Here is a 23085-nt window from a genome sequence, read left to right as displayed (position 1 = left end):
GGGGACTGAAGGCATGACTTTCGCAGTCCACGGCCTCCCCGTCGCCCGTGGCATTGCCATCGGGCGCGCCGTGCTGGTGGTGTCGAGCCGCATCGACGTGGCCCACTACTTCATCAAGCCCGAAGAGATCGAGACCGAGATCGATCGCGTGCGCACCGCGCGCAACGCGGTGGCCGACGAGCTGGCGAAGCTGCAGGCCAACGTCGCGCAGATGGGGCCGAACGATGCGCCGCACGAGCTCGCGGCGCTGCTCGAGGTGCACCAGATGCTGCTGCAGGACGAGGCCCTGAGCGGCGGCGTCAAGCACTGGATCAGCGAGCGGCTCTACAACGCCGAATGGGCGCTGACCACACAGCTCGAGATCATCGCGCGCCAGTTCGACGAGATGGAGGACCCATACCTGCGCGAGCGCAAGGCCGACCTCGAGCAGGTGGTCGAGCGCCTGCTGCACCGCATGAAGGGCACGGCCGCCGTGCTGGCGCCGAGCCCGCCGCGCCGCAAGCGCGCCGCCTCCGCTGACGATGACAACGACGACCCCACCGCGGGCGACGGCATCGACGTGCCGCTGGTGCTGATCGCGCACGATCTCTCGCCGGCCGACATGCTGCAGTTCAAGAAGAGCGTGTTCGCCGGCTTCGTCACAGACGTGGGCGGGCGCACCTCGCACACCGCCATCGTGGCGCGCAGCATGGACATCCCGGCCGTGGTCGGCGCGCGCACCGCGAGCCAGCTGGTGCGGCAGGACGACTGGGTCATCATCGACGGCGACGCGGGCGTGGTGATCGTCGACCCCTCGCCGATCATCCTGGCCGAGTACGGCTTCAAGCAGCGCCAAGGCGACCTCGAGCGCGGCCGGCTCGCGCGGCTGCGGCACAAGCCGGCGATCACGCTCGACGGCCAGCGCGTGGAGCTGCTCGCCAACATCGAGATGCCCGAAGACACCGTGGGCGCGGTCAAGGCCGGCGCGGTGGGCGTGGGCCTGTTCCGCAGCGAATTCCTCTTCATGGGCCGCGACACGGGCACGCGCCAGACCCGCCTGCCCGACGAGGAAGAGCAGTACCAGGCCTACAAGCGCGCGGTCGAGGGCATGCAGGGCATGCCGGTCACCATCCGCACCATCGACGTGGGCGCCGACAAGCCGCTGGACAGCATTTCGGCCAACAAGCAGGAGCACCTGAATCCCGCGCTCGGCCTGCGCGCCATCCGCTGGAGCCTGGCCGATCCGGCGATGTTCCTCACGCAGCTGCGTGCCATCCTGCGCGCGGCGGCGCACGGCGAGATCCACCTGCTCATTCCCATGCTCGCGCACGCGAGCGAGATCCGCCAGACGCTCTCGCTGATCGACTTCGCGCGTGCCGAGCTCGACAACCGCGGCGCGGTGTACGGCCACGTGAAGCTCGGCGCCATGATCGAGATTCCCGCCGCCGCGCTCACGCTGCGCATCTTCCTCAAGCACTTCGACTTCCTGTCGATCGGCACCAACGACCTGATCCAGTACACGCTGGCCATCGACCGTGCAGACGAATCGGTGGCGCATCTCTACGACCCCGCGCACCCGGCCGTGCTGCGCCTGGTGGCCGACACCATTGCCGAGTGCCGTCGCCAGGGCAAGGGCGTGGCCGTGTGCGGCGAGATGGCGGGCGACGTCGCCTTCACGCGCCTGCTGCTGGGGCTGGGCCTGCGCAGCTTCTCGATGCATCCCTCGCGCATCCTCGCGGTCAAGCAGGAAGTGCTGCGCGCCGACACCGGCAAGCTCGAGGCCTGGGCCAAGGGCGTGCTCGAATCCGACGATCCTGCCGCCGCAATGGCTGGCTGACACCATGAACTGAGCGTACTTTTCACTCACCCTCACGGGTGAGTGAAAAGAAACGAAACACGCCGAAACTGCGGCGAAAGGACTTGCGCAAACCCCGCAAGCACGATCAGGCCTTCTCTTCAACCACTGCAAGAAAGGCCTGAAATGAAGTCCGTCTCCTTCACCCAGATCGTCGCCGTCGCATCCTTCGCCATGCTCGCCGCAGCCGGCGCGAAGGCCGAGAGCTACGAGGGCGTGCAGCCCGTCGTGTCGGCCAAGAGCCGCGCCGATGTCAACGCCGAAGCCATGCGCACCGCATCGGCACCCGACCAGAACGTGGTGCGCGGCTCGCGCGGCGCCGAGACCATGGCCGTGTCGACCGAGCGCGCGCGCATCGTCGCCGAAGCCGTGCGCGCAACTGCCGCGCCCGACCAGAACGTATCGGCCAGTTCGCGCGTGAACAGCCAGGTCATCTCGACCATGCAGAACCCCGTCGACGCGCGCGCCGCTGCGGCCAACGCCAAGAGCAGCCGCCTGTAAGCAGCAGTCCGGCTTGCCGCCACGCCTGTCGCAATAAAACGAAACACGCCGCAACCGCAGCGAGAGGACTTGGCCCGGTGCAGATCGCACCATGGAGCTTCCTCCTCAACACAACATCAGGAACACAAGGAATCACCATGAAACACTGGATCAAGCGCACTCTCTTCGGTTTTGCGGGAGCTGCCATGGTCGCGGGCAGCATCGCCGGCTGCAGCAGCTATCGCCACGGCTGGGGCGGCGACAGCGCCGAGTTCCGCGCGAAGATGGTCGAGCGCGTGGGCAGCAAGCTCGAGCTCGATGCCAACCAGAAACAGAAGCTCACGGTGCTGGCCGAGAAGCTGCAGGCGCAGCGCGAAGCCATGCGCGGTGCCGGCGGCTCGGGCGATCCGCGCTCGCAGTTCAAGGCGCTGTTCGCGGGCAACAAGCTCGACCAGGCCGGCGCCGCCCGCCTGATCGACGAGAAGACGGCCGCCGTGCGCAGCGGCAGCCCCGAGATCATCGCCGCCGCCGCCGACTTCTACGACAACCTGAACGCCGCGCAGCAGCAGAAGGTGCGCGACTTCATGGAGCGTGGCGGCCGCCGCTGGAGCCATCGTGGTTGAGCTTCCGTCGTTCCGCCTGCCGCTTCTGCGCGGGCGAGACCCGTGGGCCGGCAAGGCCGGATCCACGGTGTCTCCGGCGGAGGCCGCGACGGCGGTCACGGGCGGGGTGCGCGCGCTGCTTCAACTCGAAGGCGCCGTGGTGCTGGGCGTGGCGCTCGCCGCCTACGCCCAGTTCGGGGCGGGCTGGGGCGTGTTCGCGCTCTGGCTGCTCGTGCCCGATCTATCGCTGCTGGGCTACCTCGCGGGCCCCCGCACAGGTGCGGCGCTCTACAACGCGGCGCATTCGTACGTCGGTCCGGTGCTGCTGCTGGCGCTCGGCGTGTTCACTGCCACGCCCTGGGCGGTGGCCGGCAGCCTGATCTGGCTGGCCCACATCGGCGTCGACCACGCGCTCGGCTACGGGCTCAAGTACGCGACGGGTTTCGCCGCCACGCACCTGGGCCGCATCGGCAAGGCGGATCCATGGTGAGCGACGAGTACATGAGCAGCGACGACACCGCGTCCCATGCCGTGCACGCGCCGGCCGCGCGCGCATGGATGCTGACGGAGGCGCTCACGCTGGGCATCGCGTCGATGGTGCACGCGGGGCTCCTCGTGCCCGGCTACGCGCACACGGCGGCCCGAACCGCCGAGGCCGTGATCGCCACCGTGCTCGTGCTGGCCTCGGTCGAGACCTGGCTGCGGCCGCACCACGCGCGCCGCGCCGCTATCTTCGGCCAGGGCTTCGCGCTGCTGGGCACGCTGGTCGGGCTCGGCACCATCATCGCGGGCATCGGCCCGCGCACCGTGCCCGACGTGGTCTACCACGCGCTGCTGCTTTCCACCCTCGTGACGGGCCTGACCTGGGCGGTGCGATGCCGGCGGGTCTGATGGTCAGCGAAGTCATCCGCCACTTTCTCGTCCGGAGGCACAATCCCGCCATGCCGCGCATCCTGCTGATCGACGACGACGAACATCTCGCCGCGCCGCTGACCACCTACTTCGCGCGCTTCGGCTGCACGCTCGAGAGCGCCGTGCGCCCGAGCGAAGGGCTGGCCAAGCTGCGCGCGGGCACTTACGACGCGGCCATCCTCGACGTGATGCTGCCCGAGATGGACGGCTTCGCGTTGTGCCGCGAGATCCGCAAGGAAAGCGACATTCCCATCGTGATGCTCACCGCCCGCGGCGAAGTGATGGACCGCGTGGTCGGCCTCGAGCTCGGCGCCGACGACTACGTGCCCAAGCCCTTCGAGCCGCGCGAGCTGGTGGCGCGCGTGCAGACCATCCTGCGCCGCCAGCGCAGCACGCCGCAGGCGGCAGCCAACGGCACGCAGTACCGCGTGTTCGACGGGCTTTCAATCGACCTCGACCGGCGCCAGGTGCTGCGCCACGGCGAGCGCGTGGAACTCACCGGCACCGAGTTCGAGCTGCTCGCGCTGCTGGCCGCCGAGCCCGGCAAGGTGTTCAGCCGCGACGACATCCTCAACCGACTGCGCGGCCACGAGGCCGAGCTCTACACGCGTGCCGTCGACATCGTCGTGAGCCGGCTGCGCAAGAAGCTGGAGCCGCTGGACTGCATCAAGACGCTGCGCAACGCAGGCTATGCGCTGGCGGTGGCCCGTAGCGAGCCTGCATGAATTTCGGCCGAAGCAGGGAGTCCCGCAGGATGCGGTGGCGCGGCGAGGAATGCCGCGACGAGATGACGCGCGGCGACTGGCACGCCAAGTGGCACGCGCGCTGGAACGAGAAAGTGCAGGGCAAGCGCCGCTGGCGCCGTTCGCTGCGCGTGCGGCTGGTGCTGATGTTCGTGATGCTCGCGCTGGTGATGGCGGCGGTCTTCATGGGCGGCATGAAGAAGTCGTTCTCCACCGGCTGGGCCGAGGCCGCCAAGCCGATGCTGACCGACTACGCCGACCGGCTGGTCGCCGAGATCGGTGCGCCGCCCGATGTCTCGCGCGCGCAGGCGCTGGTGGCGCGATTGCCGATCACCATCCGCATCGTCGGACCCAAGGTCAACTGGGATTCCAACCCCGGCGGCGCGAACAGCCCCGGCGGCTGGATGCACGACCGCGAGGACGTGTTCGGCGGCGACAAGTGGTTCATCCGCCCCACGGCCGACGGCCACCGCGTGATCTTCGGCTGGTCGCCCAAGCTCTGGCAGCTGGCGCCGCGCGTCATCGGCTGGGCCACGCTCGGCCTGCTGCTGTCGTGCGTGCTGCTGGCGTACGCCTACGTGAGCCGGCTGCTGCGGCCGCTGATCGACATCCGCGAGGGCGCGCAGCGCTTCGGCCGCGGCGAGTTCACGCAGCCGATTCCGATCCGCCGCAACGACGACCTCGGCGACCTGGCCGAGCGCATCAACACCATGGCCGAGGACATCCAGGCCATGCTCGACGCCAAGCGCGGGCTGCTGCTGGCGCTGAGCCACGAGCTGCGCTCGCCGCTCACGCGCGCCCGGCTCAACGCCGAGCTGCTGCCGACCACGCCCGAGGGGCAGGCCGAGCGCGATGCACTCCTGCGCGACCTCAACGAGATGCGCGATCTCATCAGCGACCTGCTCGAGAGCGAGCGCCTGGCCAGCCCGCACGTCGCGCTGCAGCGCGAGCCGGTCGACCTGGCGACGCTGATCCGCGAGATCGTGGCCGAGATGCCCGGCGCGCAGCACGTGCACCTCGACCTGGCCGAGGGCCTGCCGCCGCACGCGGTGGATCGCATGCGCATCCGCCTGCTGGTGCGCAACCTGCTGGACAACGCGCTGCGCTACAGCGCCGACGCGCCGCGGCCGCCGTGCGTGTCGCTGCGCGCGGTGCTCGACGGCAGCAGCCAGGGCGCGGAGATCGAGGTGCGCGACCACGGCCCCGGCGTGGACGACGAGCAGCTCGAGCGGCTGACCGAGCCCTTCTACCGCACCGACGGCGCCCGGGCGCGCGCCACCGGCGGCGTCGGCCTCGGCATGTACCTGTGCCGGTTGATCGCCGAGGCGCACGGCGGCAAGCTCACGTTGCGCAACGCTCAGCCGGGGCTGCAGATCGTCGTCAGGCTGACCTGAGGCGAGGGGCCGGCGCCGCCGCCGGCCCGCCTGTCACCTGCGCTACCAGCCCGGCCCGGGCCCGCGACTACGATGCAGGCGCCCGCGCACGAGCGCCCGTCAAGCCCCTCATTCAAGGTCAAGGAGACAGACACCATGAGCACCCCACTCACCAACCACCAGGTCCGCCTCGCCAAGCGCCCCGAGGGCACTGCCACGCGCGAGAACTGGAAGTTCACCACCGAGCCCGTCGGCGAGCCGGCCGAGGGCGGCGTGCTCGTCAAGACGCTGTCGCTGTCGCTCGACCCCGCCATGCGCGGCTGGCTCAACGACGCCAAGAGCTACATCCCTCCCGTGGGCATCGACGAAGTGATGCGCGCCGGCGGCGTCGGCCGCGTCATCGCGTCGAAGAACCCGCAGCTCGCGGTGGGCGACACCGTCTACGGCACGCTGGGCGTGCAGGAATACATCCTGATCCCCGCGGACCAGGTCAAGCGCAACGGCCTGGTGAAGATCGACCTGAACGTCGGCAGCATCACCCAGTGGCTCAACGTGCTGGGCATGCCCGGCATGACCGGCTACTTCGGCCTGATGGACGTGGGTATGCCCAAGCCGGGCGAGACGGTGGTGGTTTCCGGCGCGGCCGGTGCGGTCGGCCAGACCGTGGGCCAGCTCGCCAAGATCAAGGGCTGCCGCGTGGTCGGCATCGCCGGCGGCGAGGCCAAGTGCGACTGGGTGGTGAAGGAGCTGGGCTTCGACGCCTGCATCGACTACAAGGCCGGCGCCGCAGCGGTGCGCGAGGGCCTCAAGACGCACTGCCCGAAGGGCGTGGACATCTACTTCGACAACGTCGGCGGCGAGATCCTCGACATGGTGCTGGCGCGTCTCGCGCGCAAGGCCCGCATCATCATCTGCGGCGCCATCAGCCAGTACAACAACGCCAACAGCATGCCCTCGGCCGGTCCGAAGAACTACCTGAGCCTGCTGGTGAACCGCGCCCGCATGGAAGGTATCGTGGTGTTCGACTATGCCGACCGCTATCACATCGCCATCGCCGAAATGGCCGGCTACTTGAAAGATGGGCGCATGAAGAGCAAGGAAGACGTCGTGAAGGGGCTGGACACTTTCCCCGAGTCGCTCAACAAGCTCTTCGCGGGCGAGAACTTCGGCAAGCTGGTGCTGCAGGTCGCCGAAATCTAGTGTCGAGTTGTTAACGTTCGTGTAAATTTCACAGACATCTTGAGTGCAATGTTAACTACGGTTAACTAGCGCCAACGCACCTTCTTCTTGCGTCATCGACTGCATAGACTGCGCGCCTGCCTTGCATCAGCAGGTCGCAGTTCAGTCACATCAATCCCCAGGGAACGCAAGAAATGCAGAAGTCTGTAATCACGAAGTTCGCAGCGCTGGCCATCGCCGGCGCTTTGTCGCACGGCGCATTCGCCGCCGACGGCACCATCAATTTCACCGGTGAGATCGTCGACGCGCCCTGCTCGATCTCTCCCAACAGCCAGAACATGACCGTGCCCCTGGGCAAGGTTTCGCGCACTGCGTTCGACGGCGCCACCGCCGGCACGGCAGTGGTCGGCAAGAAGGCCACCCCCTCCAAGTTCAAGATCGACCTGCTCGGCTGCGGCGCCACCGCCAAGGGCGCGACCGTGACCTTCTCGGGCACGGCCGACCTCGACGACGCCACCAACCTGCGCATCGCCAACGCCGGCCAGGTGGGCGTGGGCTCGGCTTCGGGCGTGGCCATCGAACTCGGCGACTCGGCCGGCACCAAGATCCCGCTGGGTTCGGAATCGGGCCAGTACGTGCTGGGCCTCGGCGACAACTCGCTGAACTTCCAGGCTGCCTACGTCGCCACCAAGACGACCGTGACGGTCGGTCCGGCCAACTCGGTCGCGCAGTTCACCGTCGCCTACAAGTAAGCAGGCGCGCCCGCGGCATCCACGGCCCGCCGAAGCGCCCGCCGCTTCGGGTCGGCCGGCGATGCCGCCAATGCCCGGCGCCGCATCCGGACTCCACGTCCCCGCCGGCGCCGGCATCCCCTTTTTCTTCCCGCTTTTTCCGACGGCGCTGCAACGCGCGCCGTCGCGCCGGGTTCGCGTGTTCCACGTCCTTCATGCGTTCGGCCCGGGCCGAGGACTTCTTCTCTTCTCTTATGTGCAGCAACAACCGCTTCCGATGGGCTCTCGCCGTCCTGCTGACGCTGGGCCTGCAGTGGCCGGCCGGCGCGGGCGTGATGCTTGGCGGCACCCGCGTGATCCTCGGCGAGAAGGACCGCGAAGCCTCCATCCCGGTGAAGAACACCGGCGTCTCGCCCTACGTGGTGCAGAGCTGGATCGACGCCGGCGAGGGCCGGAACAAGACGCCGCTGCTCGTCACGCCGCCGTTGTCGCGGCTCGACCCGGGCATGGAGAACATCCTGCGCATCATGCGCACCACGGGCGAGCTGCCGTCGGACCGCGAGTCGGTGTTCTGGCTCAACGTCAAGGAGATCCCCGAGAAGTCCAGGGACGAGAACGTGCTCCAGATCGCGGTGCGCAGCCGCATCAAGGTGTTCTACCGGCCCTCGGGACTGCAGGGCAAGTCAGACCAGTCGCGCGGCCAGCTCAGGTGGGCGGTGAGCGCCGGTGCGCAGGGGCAGGGCGCGGTGCTGAAGATCGCCAACCCCACGGGCTACCACGTGACCTTCACCGCGCTGAATGTCAACAATGGCCAGCAGCTCATCAACGCCGACATGGTGCCGCCCTTCGGCGAAGTGGCGTACCCGCTGAGCGCGGTGAAGGCGCCGCAGGCTGTACAGGTCGGCTACACCACGCTCAACGACTACGGCGGCGAGACGCCCGAGGAGCGCGTGCAGGTGCCGGCCGGCGCTGAGCCCGTGGCGGTGACGGTCGAGACGGTCACCCCGCCGCCCGCCGACGGCGCAAAGCGCTGAGGCATCCCCCATGCGCCGCTGCCTGTCCGCTCCTCGCGCGCCGTTCCGGCTCACCCTGTGCGCGGCCCTGCTGGGCGCGCTGGGCGCGACCGGCCACGCGCAGCAGCGGCAATCGCAGCAGCAGGCCGCCTCCAGCTTCAACGAGGAATTCCTGAACATCGGCGGCGACCAGCCCCACGCCGACCTGTCGCTCTTCTCGTTCGGCAACCGCGTGCTCGCGGGCAAGTACATGGTCGACGTGTCGCTCAACGAGCGCGGCACCGGCCAGGCCGAGATCCGCTTCGTCGACAAGGAAGGCAGGAACGACGCCGAGCCCTGCATCACGCGCGGCATGCTCGACGGCTGGGGCGTCAACGTGGCGGTGTTCGCCGCGCTGGCGAATGCGGCGGACGACACCTGCGTCGACCTGTCCGCCATCAGCCCCGAGGCCAGGTACAGCTACGACGCCGGCAGGCAGCGCCTGTTCGTGAGCATCCCGCAGGCGGCGCTGAAGCGCTCGGCGCGCGGCGCGGTCGGCCCCGAGAAGTGGAGCAGGGGCATCACCGCCGGCATGCTGGACTACCAGCTCAACTTCGCGCGCTACAGCGGCGACAAGTACCGCAGCGACGTCAATCCGTTCGCGACGCCGCAGAGCGCCTTCGACGGCAATCCCTTCGCCGACACGAACAAGACCCTGCAGCGCAACACGCTGTTCGCGGGCCTGCGCGCCGGCTTCAACTACGAGGACTGGCGCTTCCGCCACTTCTCCACCTACAACCGCGGGATCGACGGCCAGAGCCGCTGGCAGGGCATCAACACCTACGCGCAGCGCGACATCGCCTCGATCAACGGGCAACTGCTGATCGGCGACGGCAACACGCCCGGCAACTTCTTCGACAGCGTCCCCTTCCGCGGCGCGCAGCTGGCCTCCGACGACGCGATGCTGCCCGACAGCCAGCAGGGCTACGCACCCACCGTGCGCGGCGTGGCGCAGACCAACGCGCGCGTCACGGTCCGGCAGAACGGCTACATCATCTACAGCACCTTCGTCGCGCCGGGCCCGTTCGTGATCGACGACCTCTACCCGACCGCGTCCAGCGGCGACATCGAGGTGACCATCACCGAGGCCGACGGCCGCGAGGTCAAGTACACGCAGGCCTTCTCCGCCGTGCCCACGCTGCTGCGCGAAGGCACCTGGCGCTACTCGGCCACCGTGGGCAAGTACCGCAACAACTACTTCGGCACGACGAGCACCGGAAGCCGCCCCACGCTGACGCAGCCCGCCTTCGTGCAGGCGACGCTGGCGCGCGGCCTCGGCAACGAGTTCACGCTCTACGGCGGCCTGCTGGCGGCCAACATCTACCAGTCGGTGCTGGTGGGCGTGGGCAAGAACATGAAGGACTTCGGCGCGGTGTCGGTCGACCTCTCGGCCGCGCGCACCACCGACCGGACGCCGGTCAACGGCGCGAGGAACTTCAACGGCCAGTCGGTGCGCTTTCTCTACTCGAAGGCCATCCTTTCGTCGGGCACCAATTTCCGCGTGGCGGGCTACCGCTACTCGACCAGCGGCTTCCGCACCTTCCAGGAAGCGGTGCAGATGCAGGACCTGCTGCCCTTCGAGTCCTTCAACAGCCGCCGCAACGAGATCCGCTTCGAGGTCTCGCAGCAGATCAAGGACTGGGGCAGCGTCTTCGCCTCGGCCCGCCAGCAGAGCTACTGGGGCACCAACGCGAAGGACAGGCTGGTGCAGGTCGGCTACTCGGGCAACTACAGGCAGTTCGGCTACAGCGTCTACTACAACTACACCACCAGCCTGAACCGGGCGCCGGTGCGCCAGCTGATGTTCACGCTGAGCATTCCGCTGGGAGACACCCGTGCCAGCGCGCAGTACGCCGTCAACCGCGACAGCACTGGCCGCCTCAACCAGCAGGCCAGCGTCTACGGCTCGGCCTTCGACGACAGCCGCCTGACCTACAACGTCACGGCCAGCAACGCGAACCAGGGCGGCGGCAGCAGCGCCAGCGCGAGCGCCAGTTATCTGTCGTCGGTGGGCCGGCTCGATCTCGGGTACTCGCAGGGCCGCGGCTACGGGCAGAGCACCGTCGGCGTGGCCGGCGGCCTGCTGTTCCACGGCGGCGGCGTCACGGCGTCGCAGCCGCTGGGCGAGACGGTGGCGCTGGTGCAGGCGCCCAAGGCGCAGGGCGTTGGCTTCGAGTCGCAGCCCGGCGTGGCGACCGACCGGGCCGGCAACGCGGTCATTCCCAATCTCACGCCGTACCGGCTGAACCGGCTGGCCGTGCGCACGAGCGACCTCGGCGACACCGTGGAAGTGAAGAATGCCGCGACCGAACTGGTGCCCACGCGCGGCGCCGTGGTGGTCGCGAAATTCGAGACCTCGGTGGGCTTCCGCCTGCTGATGGTGCTCACCGACCGCAAGGGCCGGGCCCTGCCGCTGGGCTCGAAGATCGAGAACGAGGCGGGCCAGGAGGTCGGCATCGTCGGGCCCGACGGCCAGTCCTTCGTGACCGGCGCGGCCGACAGCGGGCGGCTGACCGTGCGATGGGGCCAGGGCCAGGCCGACCAGTGCGTCGTGCCCTACAGCCTGCCCGACGAAAAGAACCCGCCGCCGATCCGCGAGCTGAACGGCCAGTGCGCCGCCACCGGGCCGAACGCCGTGCAACCGAAGGGAGCGGAATGAGCCGCAGCAGCCATTCATCCGGCGCGATGAAGATCGCGCGCCTCGCCTTTCCGACCCTCGGGGCCCTCGCGCTGCTGCTCGGCGCGCAGGCCGCGCGCGCCGCCTGCTACGTGACGCCGGGCTACATCGAGAAGACCGTCAACATGGCGATGGGCCGGGTCGTCATCCCGAACGACGCCGCGGTCGGCACCATGTTCAAGAGCCAGCTCTTCCCGCTGCCTCTGACGGGCACCACCAACAAGCCGTGGACCTGCTCGGGCGGCGGCAACGTGAAGGGCGTCATGCTGCAGGGCTCCCCCGTGGCGGGCTACGACCACGTGTACACCACCAACGTGCCCGGCGTCGGCATCCGGCTGTCGCGCTACTTCGACCAGACCGCGGTCAACTACTACCCGCACGATCGCTCGACCACCACGGATTTCGGCGACTTCAACGCGGCTTCCCGCTTCCAGGTGGAGCTGTTCAAGATCGCGACCGTGACCGGCAACGGCCCGCTGGCCCAGGGCACCTACACGCAGTACTACAGCGTGGCGGACAACAAGTCGGTGCTCACGACGAACCTGCTGGGCGAAGGCATCACCATCATCACGCCCTCGTGCTCGGTGGACCTGGGCTCGCGCAACATCACGGTGGATTTCGGCAAGGTGCCCCAGAACAACTTCAAGGGCAAGGGCACGACCACGGGCGACCGCAAGTTCGACATCAGGCTCAACTGCAAGGCCGGGCAGAACGCGCAGAACACCGTCTACCTGCGCATGGACGCCACGCCGGATCCGTCGAACGTGCAGGGGGTGCTGAAGATCACCCAGGGCGGCACGGGCACCGCGACCGGCGTGGGCATCCAGGTGGTGGACAACCAGAGCCAGCCGGTCAAGTTCGGCGACGAGGCGCTGGTCGGGCCGTCGAAGGACGGCGACTACGTGCTGCCCTACACCGCGCGCTACTACCAGACCGCCGACAAGGTGACGCCGGGACGCGCGGACGGCACTGCCACCTTCACCCTCGACTACAAGTAGCCCCGATAGCCCGAGCCCCGGGGGCGGGGCCGGCGCTCAGCCCAGGTCGGGCCGCAGCGGGATGTCGCCCAGCGCGTCGTCCTCGCGTAGTCCGCGCGCGGCCTTCAGCAGCTCGATCGACAGGCCGTCGCCGTGGCCCGCAAAGCCCCGGGCGATGCCCTCGAGCACCGTCGACAGGCCGGTTTCGCCGTCGTTGCGGGCATCCATGCTGATGTTGAGCACCCGGGCCGCCATCTGGCGGTAGGTGACGGCGCCCGCGCCCTCCAGCGCGGCCACCAGGTCGAGGTACAGCGCCAGGTTCAGGTCGAACACCAGCTTGGGCGTGATCTCGAAATCCCTGTTCTTGTCGTCCATGTGGGTTGGCTCCTTTTTTCCTGAGCCTCCACTCTAGCCACAAAAAATGAAGCCGCCCCGTCGGATACAGCCTGATTCAGCACGCAAGCATCACCGCGCGCGCGTGCCCATGATCGCCGCCGAGATGATCAGCCAGGCCGCGAGCACGATGGTCCAGGTCAGCGGACGCCCGGTCACGAGCAGCAGCAACGCCGTCGAGCCCAGCGGCGTGATGTAGCTCAGGATGCCGATCTGCCGCGCGTCGCCGCGCTTGAGCGCCATGTCCCAAACAAAGAAGGCCGCGCCCAGCGGGCCCAGGCCGCACAGCACCAGCAGCAGCCAGTCGCGGCCCGACAGCGCCACCGAGGGCTCCAGCACCGCGTGGCAGGCCAGCGAGAGCGCGCCCGAGACCAGCCCGAACAGGCCGATCGCCGAGGTGGGGAAGGCCGGCACGCGCTTCGTCCACAGCGAATAGCTGGCCCAGACGAAGGCCGAGGCCAGCGCCGGCAGAAAGCCCCGGTAACCCGAGAAGGACGCATTGCCGCCGCCCGCCCCGAGGATCGCCGCCGCGGCCCCCGCGAAGCCCAGCAGCCCCGCCACCAGGTGCAGCGGCCGCAGCGACACGCCCGGCAGCAGCACCGGCGCCAGCACCACCATCAGCAGCGGCCACAGGTAGTTGACCAGGTTGGCTTCGACCGGCGGCGCGTAGCGCAGCGCGATGAACAGCAGGAAGTGATAGCCGAAGAGCCCGTAGATCCCCAGCGCCAGCGTGCGCGGCGGCACCTTCCAGGCGGCGCGGTCGCGCAGCACCAGCGGCCAGCTCGGCACGCTGCCGATGATGAGCGCCAGGCCCGTCAGCAGGAAGGGCGGCAGATGGGACAGGGCCGTGCCCAGCGAGGCGAGCGTGGTCCACAGGGCGATGGCGATCAGGGCATAGGCGGTCGATGGCATGGACGGCGAGGCTACGCGATGCGGTCGTCGCGCAACGCCGGTCCGTCGTCGCGAAACGACGGTTTGGGCTTTGCTCCTTCCCCCGCTGGGGGAAGGTTGGGATGGGGGCAGGCCGTTGATCGCGCTCCGTGTTTTCTTGTCGCCGTCGTGCCCCCACCCCGGCCCTCCCCCAGCGGGGGAGGGAGAAAGTCAGCGCCTCAGCGTCGGAGGGCGGCCGTCAGCGCCGACGGCGAGCGGTAGCCCGTGCGGCGCGCCGTCTCCGCCACGCTCAAGCCGCCCAGCCGCAGTTCGCGCGCATGCGCCAGCCGCAGCGAGCGCAGCCACTGCATCGCGCCCATGCCCTGCTCGTCGCGGCAGCGCTGCGCGAACTGGCTGGGGCTCAGGCAGGCGACCTCCGCCAGGTCGGCCACGGCCAGCGGCTGGTGCCAACGGGCGCGTGCCCAGTCGGCGAGCAGGGGCCAGTCGATGCGGCGGCGGCGCGAATCCGATGAGGATGCCGGTGCCGGATTCCATGCCTCCAGCAGCAGCGCGGGGCCGTGCTGCAGGGCCAGCGCCGAGGCCTGCGGCTGCTTCATGCATTGCGCAAGGTAGCGCGCCAGGGTGTGCAGCTGAGGCGAATCGGGAGATGCGCGTGCGGCGCAGCGGGCCCAGCCCGCATGGGTGGTGTCGAGCACCAGGCACACGGCACCATGCCTTTGCGCGCTGAAGTCGTGCCGGTCGCCCGGCGCGACCACCTGCGCCTCGCCGGCGGCGATGCCGGCGCCACGGCCTTCCACCTCGATCTCGAGCACGCCGTCCAGGCCGATCAGCACCTGGAAATGCTCGTGCGCGTGGCTGCCGTGCGAGTGGCCGTAGTCGCGCAGGGCCAGGGTGTGCGTGGCGGGCGTGTGCATGGAAAGGAGCGGGGAAGGGAGGACGCGATTGTCCGACTCCGGCCCGCCGCTGTCATCCCAGCCGCAGCAGCAGCGCCGAGGCCGCGCACACCAGCAGGAACGGAATGCTGATGCGGTGGAACTCGCGCAGCCCGTTCGGCAGCTTGGCGAGCCGAAGCGCGATCAGGTTGGCCAGCGAGCCCAGCACGCAGCCGAAGCCGCCAACGCTCACGCCGGCCGCCAGCGCCGGCAGGTCGCGCACATGGCCGTCCAGCAGGATCGCGGCCGGCACGTTGCTGATGAACTGCGAGGTGACGATGGCCGCGAGGTACGCGCGCCAGCCCTCGGTGATCGGCCAGTGGCCCAGCAGCGCCACCACGGCGGGCAGCTCCGCGAGCTGCCGCAGGTCCACGAACATCAGCGCGATGATCGCGAGCAGCGCCCAGTCGATGCCGCGCAGCACGCGCGGATACGCCACCAGGAACACGCCGAACACCACGCCCAGCCCCGCCAGCAGCCAGTGCCGGTCGAGCGCGACCACGAAGCCGACGAAAAGCAGCGCCGACAGCGCCAGCATGCGCGGCTGCACCGGCGCGGCTTCGGCCTCGGGTTTCAGCTCGATGGGCGTGCGCGGCACCAGCAGCCACACCGCGACGAAGACCCAGAACAGCATCACCGCCACCGTCGGCCCCATCATCCCCATGAAGGCGACGAAGCCCTCGCCCGAGCGGTGCCACAGGTACAGGTTCTGCGGATTGCCGATGGGCGTGAGGGCCGAGCCCGCGTTCACCGCCAGCGCCTGCAGCACCACCAGCCGCGCCAGCGGCAGGTGCGCCTGCGTGGCGAGCACGCGCGTGAGCGGCACCAGCAGGAAGAGGCTCACGTCGTTGGTGACCAGCGCCGAGAGAAATGCCGCGCTGGCCGTCAGCAGCAGCGCGAGGCTGCGCTGGTTGTGCGTGCGTGCCAGCAGGCGCTGCGCGGCGGCCTGCAGCATGCCGCTGCGCTCCACGCCCTGCGTGATGGCCAGCAACCCGGCGAGCGCGCCCACCGTCTGCCAGTCGACCAGCCGCAGCCAGTCCATCGGCGCGCGCGGGCGAAGGAAGGCGAACAGCACCGCGACCGCGACCAGCACCCACAGCAGGCCGTTGCCGCCGCCGCCGTGGTCGGGCGCCGCCGCCGCGCCGGTGTCAGCGGCCGACGAGTTCACGCAACTCGCGCTTGAGCACCTTGCCGATCGCGCTGCGCGGCAGCTCGTCGATGAAGGCGAGGCGCGCCAAGCGCTGGGTCTTGCCGAGCTGGGCGTTGGCCCACTGCAGCAACTCGTCTTCGCTGGTGGCATCACCCTCGCGGCGCACCACGAAGGCCACCGGCGTCTCGCCCCATTGCTCCGACGGCACGCCGATCACCGCCACGTCGGCCACGGCGGCGTGGCCGCGCAGCACGGCCTCGAGGTCGCTAGGGTAGATGTTGAAGCCGCCGCTGATGATCATGTCCTTCTTGCGGTCGAACAGCGTGAGGAAGCCGTCGGCGTCGAAGCGGCCCACGTCGCCGGTGCGGATGAAGCGCTTGCCGGTGGCGTCGAACCATTCGGCCTCGCGCGTCTTCCCGGGCTGGCGGTGGTAGCCGGTCATCATGCCGGCCGAGTGGCCCACCACCTCGCCGGCCACCTCTGTGTTGTCGCGCGGCAACTCGTTGCCTTCCTCGTCGATCAGGCGGATGTCGCTGCCCTCGGCGGGCCGGCCCACCGTGTGCAGCTTGGTCGGGTTCAGGTGCGCCTCCAGGATGCAGGTGCCGCCGCCTTCAGTCATGCCGTAGAACTCGACCAGCCCGCCGGGCCAGCGCTTGAGCACGTCGGCCTTCAGCGCCGCGCCGAAGGGCGCGCTGGTGCTGAACTTGTGCCTGTACGAAGACAGGTCGTGCTCGTCGAAGCGCGGATGCGCCATCAGCCGCTGGTACTGCACCGGCACGAGCATGGTGTGCGTCACGCGGCGCTGCTGCGCCAGCTGCAGGTAGCCCAGCGCGTCGAACTTGGGCATCAGCACCACGCAGCCGCCGAAGGCCAGCGTGGGGAAGAACACCACCAGCGTGGTGTTGGAGTACAGCGGCGTCGACAGCAGCGTGACCGTGTCGGGGCCGTACTCGTACTTGGCGCCGCGCTGCACGTGGGCCCAGCGCATGCCGTGGCCCTGCACGATGCCCTTGGGCTCGCCCGTGGTGCCCGACGAATAGATGATGTTGAAGGCCCAGCCGGGCTGCACCTCGACGGCCTCGGGCCGTGCGCCCGCCGGCGCGAGCCATTCGTCGATGCCGCGGCCGACCTGCGAGCCGTCGAGCGCCACGCGCGGGATGCCGCCTTCCTTCGCGGGGCCGATCACTTCCGCGGCCGATGCGTCGCTGAACAGGATGCGCGCGTCGGCGTCCTCGATCATGCGGGCCAGGCTGGCGGGCGTGGAGCCGGGTGCCAGCGGTGCCACGGCCACGCCCGCGCGCAGCGCGCCCAGGAACACGGCCGCGTAGTTCACCGACGACGAGGCGCAGATGGCGATGGCGTCGCCGGCCTTGAGTCCGTCGCGCTGCAGGCTGGCCGCGATGCGGTCCATCAGCGCGTCGAGCGCGCGGTAGTCCAGCGTGCGGGTGGCATCCGCCAGCGCGGCATGGTCGGGCGTGTGTTGCGCGTGGAGGCTAATCAGGTCGGCAATGGCGCCGAAACTGCGTTCCATGGCGGCTTGGACGGCAGGGTGCGTTTGCAAAGTCATCTTCCTTCTTCTTGGCCAGCCGGCAGGATAGCGAAATGCTCCCGCTTTCGGCCAGCGCCTTGGCGACCGCCCGGGTGCAGGACGGCACGCCGTCAGTTGCCGCTCAGGAAGGCGGGGCGACGATCCCCGGGCGCCTTTCGCAACAAAGCGGCGGCGCTTGTTGTCACCAAGGACAGGGAGTTTCCGTGCACATCATCTGGACGATTCTGATCGGCTTCATCGCCGGGCTCCTGGCCCGCGCCGTGCTGCCGGGTAACAACTCGATGGGGTTCATCCTCACCGCGGTGCTCGGCATCGCCGGCTCGCTGGTCGCGACCTATGCCGGGCAGGCCATGGGCTGGTATGCCGCGGGCGCGGGCGCCGGCTTCATCGCCTCGGTGGTCGGCGCCGCGGTGCTGCTCGGGGTCTGGCACCTCGTGACCCGCTGAAGCCAACTGATCCGATCACCAAGGAGCTCGCCATGGGTTTACTCGACATCCTCCAGCAGGCCATCGGCAACAACAACGCCGAAGCCCACCTCGACCAGGTCGCGCAGCACGCCTCGCCCGGCGAGCTGGGTGCGGGGCTCGCCGCGGCGATGCGCTCGGACCAGACGCCGCCCTTCGGCGACACGGTCGGCCAGCTGTTCGGCCAGTCCTCGCCGTCGCAGCAGGCCGGCGTGCTCAACCAGATCCTGGCCACGCTCGGCCCGGCCGCAGCCTCCGCGCTGGCCGGCGGCGTGCTCGGGCGCATCCTGCAGCCGGGGCAGACGCAGGTCACGCCCGACCAGGCCTCGCAGCTTTCGCCCGCGCAGGTGACAGAGATCGCCACGCACGCCGAGCAGCAGCACGCGGGCGTGATCGACGAGGTGAGCCAGTTCTACGCGCAGCACTCCGGGCTCATCAAGACGCTGGGCGGCGCGGCCATCGCCATCGCGCTGGCGAAGATGAAGGAAAACGCGACGCGCGGCTGAGCGGCTTCAGCCGGCCGAAGCCGGCTGCGCCGTGTCGCCCCCGCCCATCACCTTGTAGAGCGTGATGCGGTTGCTCTGCTCCGACAGGCGCAGCGTGATCAGCGTCTGCTGCGCCGTGTACAGCGAGCGCTGCGCGTCCAGCACTTCGAGATAGCTGTAGCTGCCGTTGCGGTAGAGCGCTTCCGACAGCGTGAAGCTCTTCTGCGTGGCATCGACCAGCGACTGCTGCGCCGCCAGCTTCTCGCCCAGCGAGCCGCGCACGGCCAGCGCGTCGGCCACTTCCTTGAACGCGGTCTGCACCGTCTTCTCGTAGGTGGCGAGGTCGATCTCGCGCTGCGCCTTCGCCGAATCGAGGCTGGCGCGGTTGCTGCCGGCGTTGAAGATCGGCAGGCTGATCGAGGGCGCGAAGCTCCATGTGCTGTTGCCGCCCTTGAACAGGCCCGACAGTGCCGTGCTCGACGAGCCCGAGCTCGCGGTCAGCGAGATGGTCGGGAAGAAGGCCGCGCGCGCCGCGCCGATGTCGGCGTTCGAGCCCTGCAGCGTGTGCTCGGCGGCCAGCACGTCGGGCCGCTGCTGCAGCAGCGTCGAGGGCAGCCCCGCGGGCACCTCGACCAGCGCGCTGGCGGTGGTCATGCCGGCGGCCGGCAGCAGTTCGTCCGGCACAGTGGCGCCGGCCAGCAGGTCGAGCGCGTTGCGGTCCTGCGCCACCTGCGCGGTGTAGCCGGCCACGTCCACGCGCGCCGAGTCCACCGTGGTCTGCGCCTGGGCCAGCGCCAGCGCGGTGCTGGCGCCGAGCGCCTTCATGCGGCTGGTCAGTTCGTAGGAGCGCTGCTGGCTCGCGAGCGTGTCCTGCGCGAGCTTCAGCCGCTCGTTGTCGGCGGCCAGCGTGAGCCAGGCCGAGGCGACCTCGGCCACCAGGCTGATCTGCGTGCTGCGGGTCGTGGCCTCGGTCGAGAGGTAGCTCTGCAGGGCCGCCTCGTTGAGGTTGCGCACGCGGCCGAACAGGTCGAGCTCGTAGCTGCTGAAGCCCAGCGAGGCGGTGTAGGTGTTGCCGATGGACGATTCGCCGCTGCTGCTCGTGGCCGCCGAGGTGCGCTGGCGCGTGCCGCCGGCCGTGGCCGAGACGCTGGGGAACAGCTCGGCGCGCTGTACGCCGTATTGCGCGCGCGCCTTCTCGATGTTCTGCACGGCCACGCGCAGGTCGCGGTTGTTCGCCAGTGCGAGCGTGATGGTGCGCCGCAGCCGGTCGTCGGTGATGAAGCTCTGCCAGCCGGTGGTGGCGGAGACGGTGCCGTCCTTGGCGTCCCTGGTGTCCTTTGTGTCCTTTGTGTCCTTCGCGTCCGTTGAGGCCGGCCAGGCCTTGGGCACGGGCGCCTCGGGCCGCGAGTACACGGGGGCGAGGTTGACGCAGCCGGCCAGCGTCGCGGCGGCGAGGAGCGCGCAAAGCGCGCGGAGTCTGAAGCGAGGATGTGTCATGGCTTTCATGCCTCGGGCAATGCGGGCAGCGAGGCCGGCGTGGTCGGAGTCGTAGGCTTTTTCCGTTGCGCGAAGAAGCGCCGGATAGCGACGAAGAAAAGCGGCACGAAGAAGATGCCCAGCGCGGTGGCGGTGGCGATGCCGCCGAGCACGCCCACGCCGATGGCGCGGCGGCTGCCCGAGCCCGCGCCGGTGCTCAGCGCCAGCGGCAGCACGCCGAACATGAAGGCCAGCGAGGTCATCAGGATGGGCCGCAGCCGCAGGCGCACCGCCTGCAGCGTGGCCTCGACCAGCGCCATGCCCTCGTCCTGCAGCTGCTTGGCGAACTCCACGATGAGAATCGCGTTCTTCGCCGACAGCCCCACCGTGGCCAGCAGCCCCACCTGGAAGTACACGTCGTTCGACAGCCCCGCCAGCTTGGTCGCCAGCACAGCGCCCAGCACGCCCAGCGGCACCACCAGCATCACCGAGAACGGCACCGACCAGCTTTCGTACAGGGCAGCCAGGCACAGGAACACGAACAGGATCGACACCGCGTACAGCAGCGGCGCCTGCGAGCCCGACAGGCGCTCCTGGTAGGAGCTGCCCGCCCATTCGTAGCCGATGCCCTGCGGCAGCTGCTTCATGATGCGTTCCACCGCATCCATCGCCGTGCCCGAGCTCACGCCAGCGGCCGGGTCGCCGATCAGCTCGAAGGACGACATGCCGTTGTAGCGCGACAGCTGCGGCGAGCCGTAGGTCCAGCGGCTGCTGGCGAAGGCCGAGAAGGGCACCATCTCGCTGTTGCCGTTGCGCACGTGCCAGCGGTCCACGCTGTCGGGCTGCATGCGGAAGGGCGCGTCGGCCTGCACGTAGACCTTCTTCACGCGGCCGTTGTTGATAAAGTCGTTCACGTAGCTGCCGCCCATCGCGCTCGAGAGCGTGTCGTTGATGTCCGAGGTCGACAGGTTCAGCGCGGCGGCCTTGCGGTCGTCGATGTCGATGGCGAACTGCGGCGTGTCGTCCAGGTTGTTGCTGCGCACCTGGCTCAGCGCCGGGTCTTTTCGGGCCAGCGCCAGGAACTGCTCGCGCGCCTGCACCAGCGCCTCGTGGCCGATGCCGCCCAGGTCCTGCAGCTGCACGTCGAAGCCGGCGTTGGAGCCCAGGCCGCGCACGGCCGGCGGAAGCATCACGAACACGTTGGCGTTGCTGGTGCGCGCGGCCATGTCCATCGTGAAGCGGCGCGACAGCGATGCGGCGTCCTGCGCCTTGCCGCCGCGCTCGCTCCAGTCCTTCAGCGTGATGAAGGCATTGCCCGTGGCCTGGTCGCCGCTCAGGCCGGTCAGCGTGATGAAGTGGGCGACCTCCTTCTGCGAGGAGAGGTACTGCTCGAAGCTCTTCATGGTCTGCTGCAGCTGCTCGTCGGTGGCGCTGGCGGGCAGCTTCACCTGCGCCATCAGCGTGCCCTGGTCTTCGTCGGGCAGGAACGATGTGGGCAGGCGCATGAAGGTCACGCCCAGCACGCCCACCAGCAGCGCATACACCAGCAGGCTGCGCTTGCCGCGATGCAGCAGGCCGCCCACGCCCGAGCGGTAGCGCTCGGCGTTGCGCTCGAAGTTGCGGTTGAACCAGCCGAAGAAGCCGCGCTTCTCCTGGTGGTGGCCGGCCTCCACGGGCTTGAGCAGCGTGGCGCACAGCGCAGGCGAGAGCGTCAGCGCCACCAGCACCGACAGCAGCATGGCCGCGACGATGGTCACCGAGAACTGGCGGTAGATCACTCCCGTCGAGCCGCCGAAGAAGGCCATCGGAATGAACACCGCCGACAGCACCAGCGCGATGCCCACCAGCGCGCCGGTGATCTCGCCCATCGACTTGCGCGTGGCTTCCTTCGGCGAGAGCCCTTCCTCCGTCATGAGCCGCTCGACGTTCTCCACCACCACGATGGCGTCGTCCACCAGCAGCCCGATGGCCAGCACCATGCCGAACATCGTGAGCGTGTTGATCGAGTAGCCCAGCAGCGCCAGCACGCCGAAGGTGCCCAGCAGCACCACCGGCACCGCGATGGCGGGCACCAGCGTGGCGCGCAGGTTCTGCAGGAAGAGGTACATGATCAGCACGACCAGCACCATCGCCTCGGCCAGCGTCTTGGCCACTTCCTCGATGGAGATGCGCACGAAGGGCGTGGTGTCGTAGCCGACGACCGCCTTCATCTGGTTGGGGAAGAAGGGCGAAAGCTCGTCGAGCTTGGCCTTCACCGCGTTCGACACCGTGAGCGCGTTGGCGCCGGTGGCCAGCTTCACGCCCATGGCGGCCGCAGGCTTGCCGTCGAAGCGCGAGCTGATGGTGTAGCTCTCGCTTCCGAGCTCGATGCGCGCGACGTCGCCCAGCCGCACGATCGCGCCGCTGCTGCTGTCCGACTTGACGATCACCTCGCGGAACTGGTCGGCGGTGCGCAGCTTGCTGCGCGCCGTGATGGTCGCGGTCAGGCGCTGGCCGGCGGCCGCCGGCAGCGCGCCGAGCTGGCCGGCCGAGACCTCGGTGTTCTGGCTGGTGAGCGCGGTGGTCACGTCCGAGGGCATCAGCGAATACTTCTGCAGCTTCGCGGGGTCGAGCCAGATGCGCATGGCGTAGCCCGAGCCCAGCGTCTGCACGTCGCCCACGCCGTCGATGCGGCTGACCACGTCGAGCAGGCTGCTGGAGATGTAGTCGCCGATGTCGGTGGCCGAGGCGCTGCCGTCCTGCGAGATCAGCGAGACGATCATCAGGAAGTCGGTGCCCGACTTGGTGACCGTCACGCCCTGGTTCTGCACCGACTGCGGCAGCTGCGACTCGGCCTGCTGCAGCTTGTTCTGCACCTGCATCTGCGCCACGTCGGCGTTGGTGCCGGCCTCGAAGGTGAGCTCGATGCGCGCGGTGCCCGAGGAGGTGCTGCTCGAGGACATCGAGACGAGCCGGTCGAGGCCCTTCATCTTCTGCTCGATCACCTGCGTGACCGAGTCCTCGATGGTCTTGGCCGAGGCGCCCGTGTAGGTTGCGTTGATCGTGACCTTGGTGGGCGCGATGTCGGGATACTGCTCCAGCGGCAGCGTGCTGATCGACAGCGCCCCGGCCAGCATGATGACGATGGCGATGACCCACGCGAAGATGGGCCGGTCTATGAAGAAGCGTGCCATGTGCGTGGCCTC

21 protein-coding genes are annotated in these 23085 nt (G+C 69.3%); 14 read left to right on the top strand and 7 right to left on the bottom strand.

The window, feature by feature from the left end:
* The first annotated feature begins 13 nt into the window (after positions 1–13).
* The 12 genes from ptsP (at position 14) to EJP69_RS28275 (ending at position 12581) form a co-directional block, all read left to right on the top strand.
* On the top strand, positions 14–1816 hold the full coding sequence (ptsP, locus tag EJP69_RS28330; protein WP_093206301.1) for a phosphoenolpyruvate--protein phosphotransferase: 1803 nt from the start codon (positions 14–16) through the stop codon (positions 1814–1816).
* Between the two features lie 144 nt (positions 1817–1960).
* On the top strand, positions 1961–2335 hold the full coding sequence (locus tag EJP69_RS28325) for a DUF4148 domain-containing protein (protein ID WP_093306899.1): 375 nt from the start codon (positions 1961–1963) through the stop codon (positions 2333–2335).
* 137 nt (positions 2336–2472) lie between these two features.
* The gene (locus EJP69_RS28320) at positions 2473–2937 is read left to right on the top strand and encodes a Spy/CpxP family protein refolding chaperone (protein ID WP_093206303.1); all 465 of its coding nucleotides are present in this window, start codon (positions 2473–2475) and stop codon (positions 2935–2937) included.
* Positions 2930–3406 carry a DUF4260 domain-containing protein gene (locus tag EJP69_RS28315; protein WP_240652316.1) on the top strand — a complete coding sequence of 159 codons (477 nt, stop codon included), beginning with the start codon at positions 2930–2932 and terminating at the stop codon, positions 3404–3406. The genes EJP69_RS28320 and EJP69_RS28315 overlap by 8 nt, the downstream gene beginning before the upstream one ends.
* Positions 3400–3807, top strand: a complete 408-nt coding sequence (locus EJP69_RS28310; protein ID WP_126473656.1) for a hypothetical protein — start codon at positions 3400–3402, stop codon at positions 3805–3807. The genes EJP69_RS28315 and EJP69_RS28310 overlap by 7 nt, the downstream gene beginning before the upstream one ends.
* Before the next feature lie 50 nt (positions 3808–3857).
* A complete protein-coding gene (locus EJP69_RS28305; RefSeq protein WP_170217247.1) occupies positions 3858–4553 on the top strand; it encodes a response regulator transcription factor in 696 nt (231 codons plus the stop codon).
* A gap of 29 nt (positions 4554–4582) precedes the next feature.
* Positions 4583–5965, top strand: coding sequence for a HAMP domain-containing sensor histidine kinase (locus EJP69_RS28300; RefSeq protein WP_126473654.1), 1383 nt, complete (start codon positions 4583–4585; stop codon positions 5963–5965).
* 135 nt (positions 5966–6100) lie between these two features.
* The gene (locus EJP69_RS28295) at positions 6101–7144 is read left to right on the top strand and encodes an NADP-dependent oxidoreductase (protein WP_126473652.1); all 1044 of its coding nucleotides are present in this window, start codon (positions 6101–6103) and stop codon (positions 7142–7144) included.
* Positions 7145–7317: 173 nt separating this feature from the next.
* Complete coding sequence (locus tag EJP69_RS28290; protein ID WP_126473650.1) at positions 7318–7875, top strand: fimbrial protein; 558 nt, start codon at positions 7318–7320, stop codon at positions 7873–7875.
* 194 nt (positions 7876–8069) lie between these two features.
* Entirely contained in the window at positions 8070–8888 is an 819-nt protein-coding gene (locus tag EJP69_RS28285) for a fimbrial biogenesis chaperone (RefSeq protein ID WP_240652315.1), read from the top strand.
* A gap of 10 nt (positions 8889–8898) precedes the next feature.
* Positions 8899–11565 carry a fimbria/pilus outer membrane usher protein gene (locus EJP69_RS28280; RefSeq protein WP_126473648.1) on the top strand — a complete coding sequence of 889 codons (2667 nt, stop codon included), beginning with the start codon at positions 8899–8901 and terminating at the stop codon, positions 11563–11565.
* Complete coding sequence (locus EJP69_RS28275) at positions 11562–12581, top strand: fimbrial protein (RefSeq protein ID WP_126473646.1); 1020 nt, start codon at positions 11562–11564, stop codon at positions 12579–12581. The genes EJP69_RS28280 and EJP69_RS28275 overlap by 4 nt, the downstream gene beginning before the upstream one ends.
* A gap of 36 nt (positions 12582–12617) precedes the next feature.
* Here EJP69_RS28275 and EJP69_RS28270 read toward each other — a convergent pair whose 3' ends face one another.
* From EJP69_RS28270 to EJP69_RS28250, 5 genes are all read right to left on the bottom strand, one after another.
* Entirely contained in the window at positions 12618–12935 is a 318-nt protein-coding gene (locus EJP69_RS28270) for a hypothetical protein (RefSeq protein ID WP_093206313.1), read from the bottom strand.
* Positions 12936–13025: 90 nt separating this feature from the next.
* Positions 13026–13865: a DMT family transporter gene (locus tag EJP69_RS28265; protein WP_093206314.1), complete on the bottom strand. Its 840-nt coding sequence runs from the start codon at positions 13863–13865 to the stop codon at positions 13026–13028.
* 197 nt (positions 13866–14062) lie between these two features.
* The gene (locus EJP69_RS28260; protein ID WP_093206315.1) at positions 14063–14758 is read right to left on the bottom strand and encodes a helix-turn-helix transcriptional regulator; all 696 of its coding nucleotides are present in this window, start codon (positions 14756–14758) and stop codon (positions 14063–14065) included.
* A 52-nt stretch (positions 14759–14810) separates the two neighbouring features.
* A complete protein-coding gene (locus tag EJP69_RS28255; protein WP_126473644.1) occupies positions 14811–15944 on the bottom strand; it encodes an SLC13 family permease in 1134 nt (377 codons plus the stop codon).
* Positions 15925–17457, bottom strand: a complete 1533-nt coding sequence (locus EJP69_RS28250) for a class I adenylate-forming enzyme family protein (RefSeq protein ID WP_126473642.1) — start codon at positions 17455–17457, stop codon at positions 15925–15927. The genes EJP69_RS28255 and EJP69_RS28250 overlap by 20 nt, the downstream gene beginning before the upstream one ends.
* Before the next feature lie 221 nt (positions 17458–17678).
* On the opposite strand from EJP69_RS28250, the gene EJP69_RS28245 reads away from it, so the two are divergent.
* Entirely contained in the window at positions 17679–17921 is a 243-nt protein-coding gene (locus EJP69_RS28245) for a GlsB/YeaQ/YmgE family stress response membrane protein (protein ID WP_093206317.1), read from the top strand.
* A gap of 32 nt (positions 17922–17953) precedes the next feature.
* On the top strand, positions 17954–18445 hold the full coding sequence (locus EJP69_RS28240; protein WP_126473640.1) for a hypothetical protein: 492 nt from the start codon (positions 17954–17956) through the stop codon (positions 18443–18445).
* A gap of 6 nt (positions 18446–18451) precedes the next feature.
* Here EJP69_RS28240 and EJP69_RS28235 read toward each other — a convergent pair whose 3' ends face one another.
* A complete protein-coding gene (locus tag EJP69_RS28235) occupies positions 18452–19930 on the bottom strand; it encodes an efflux transporter outer membrane subunit (RefSeq protein WP_206169390.1) in 1479 nt (492 codons plus the stop codon).
* Positions 19927–23073 (bottom strand): efflux RND transporter permease subunit, encoded by a 3147-nt coding sequence (locus EJP69_RS28230; protein ID WP_126473636.1) that lies wholly within the window; start codon positions 23071–23073, stop codon positions 19927–19929. Before EJP69_RS28230 ends, EJP69_RS28235 begins: the two co-directional genes overlap by 4 nt.
* Positions 23074–23085 lie beyond the last annotated feature (12 nt).

Source organism: Variovorax gossypii, assembly GCF_003965815.1.
GTDB lineage: Bacteria > Pseudomonadota > Gammaproteobacteria > Burkholderiales > Burkholderiaceae_C > Variovorax > Variovorax gossypii.
This window is presented reverse-complemented; position numbering and strand designations above follow the sequence as displayed.

What these genes read in the sequence shown, in the direction of transcription:
- EJP69_RS28250 (WP_126473642.1), bottom strand. Translation starts at nt 17,457, where the DNA reads ATGGAACGCAGTTTCGGCGCCATTGCCGACCTGATTAGCCTCCACGCG.
- EJP69_RS28270 (WP_093206313.1), bottom strand. Translation starts at nt 12,935, where the DNA reads ATGGACGACAAGAACAGGGATTTCGAGATCACGCCCAAGCTGGTGTTC.
- EJP69_RS28320 (WP_093206303.1), top strand. Translation starts at nt 2,473, where the DNA reads ATGAAACACTGGATCAAGCGCACTCTCTTCGGTTTTGCGGGAGCTGCC.
- EJP69_RS28310 (WP_126473656.1), top strand. Translation starts at nt 3,400, where the DNA reads ATGGTGAGCGACGAGTACATGAGCAGCGACGACACCGCGTCCCATGCC.
- EJP69_RS28305 (WP_170217247.1), top strand. Translation starts at nt 3,858, where the DNA reads ATGCCGCGCATCCTGCTGATCGACGACGACGAACATCTCGCCGCGCCG.
- EJP69_RS28265 (WP_093206314.1), bottom strand. Translation starts at nt 13,865, where the DNA reads ATGCCATCGACCGCCTATGCCCTGATCGCCATCGCCCTGTGGACCACG.
- EJP69_RS28295 (WP_126473652.1), top strand. Translation starts at nt 6,101, where the DNA reads ATGAGCACCCCACTCACCAACCACCAGGTCCGCCTCGCCAAGCGCCCC.
- EJP69_RS28285 (WP_240652315.1), top strand. Translation starts at nt 8,070, where the DNA reads ATGCGTTCGGCCCGGGCCGAGGACTTCTTCTCTTCTCTTATGTGCAGC.
- EJP69_RS28230 (WP_126473636.1), bottom strand. Translation starts at nt 23,073, where the DNA reads ATGGCACGCTTCTTCATAGACCGGCCCATCTTCGCGTGGGTCATCGCC.
- EJP69_RS28235 (WP_206169390.1), bottom strand. Translation starts at nt 19,930, where the DNA reads ATGAAAGCCATGACACATCCTCGCTTCAGACTCCGCGCGCTTTGCGCG.
- EJP69_RS28240 (WP_126473640.1), top strand. Translation starts at nt 17,954, where the DNA reads ATGGGTTTACTCGACATCCTCCAGCAGGCCATCGGCAACAACAACGCC.
- EJP69_RS28280 (WP_126473648.1), top strand. Translation starts at nt 8,899, where the DNA reads ATGCGCCGCTGCCTGTCCGCTCCTCGCGCGCCGTTCCGGCTCACCCTG.
- EJP69_RS28300 (WP_126473654.1), top strand. Translation starts at nt 4,583, where the DNA reads ATGCGGTGGCGCGGCGAGGAATGCCGCGACGAGATGACGCGCGGCGAC.
- EJP69_RS28290 (WP_126473650.1), top strand. Translation starts at nt 7,318, where the DNA reads ATGCAGAAGTCTGTAATCACGAAGTTCGCAGCGCTGGCCATCGCCGGC.
- EJP69_RS28325 (WP_093306899.1), top strand. Translation starts at nt 1,961, where the DNA reads ATGAAGTCCGTCTCCTTCACCCAGATCGTCGCCGTCGCATCCTTCGCC.
- EJP69_RS28275 (WP_126473646.1), top strand. Translation starts at nt 11,562, where the DNA reads ATGAGCCGCAGCAGCCATTCATCCGGCGCGATGAAGATCGCGCGCCTC.
- ptsP (WP_093206301.1), top strand. Translation starts at nt 14, where the DNA reads ATGACTTTCGCAGTCCACGGCCTCCCCGTCGCCCGTGGCATTGCCATC.
- EJP69_RS28260 (WP_093206315.1), bottom strand. Translation starts at nt 14,758, where the DNA reads ATGCACACGCCCGCCACGCACACCCTGGCCCTGCGCGACTACGGCCAC.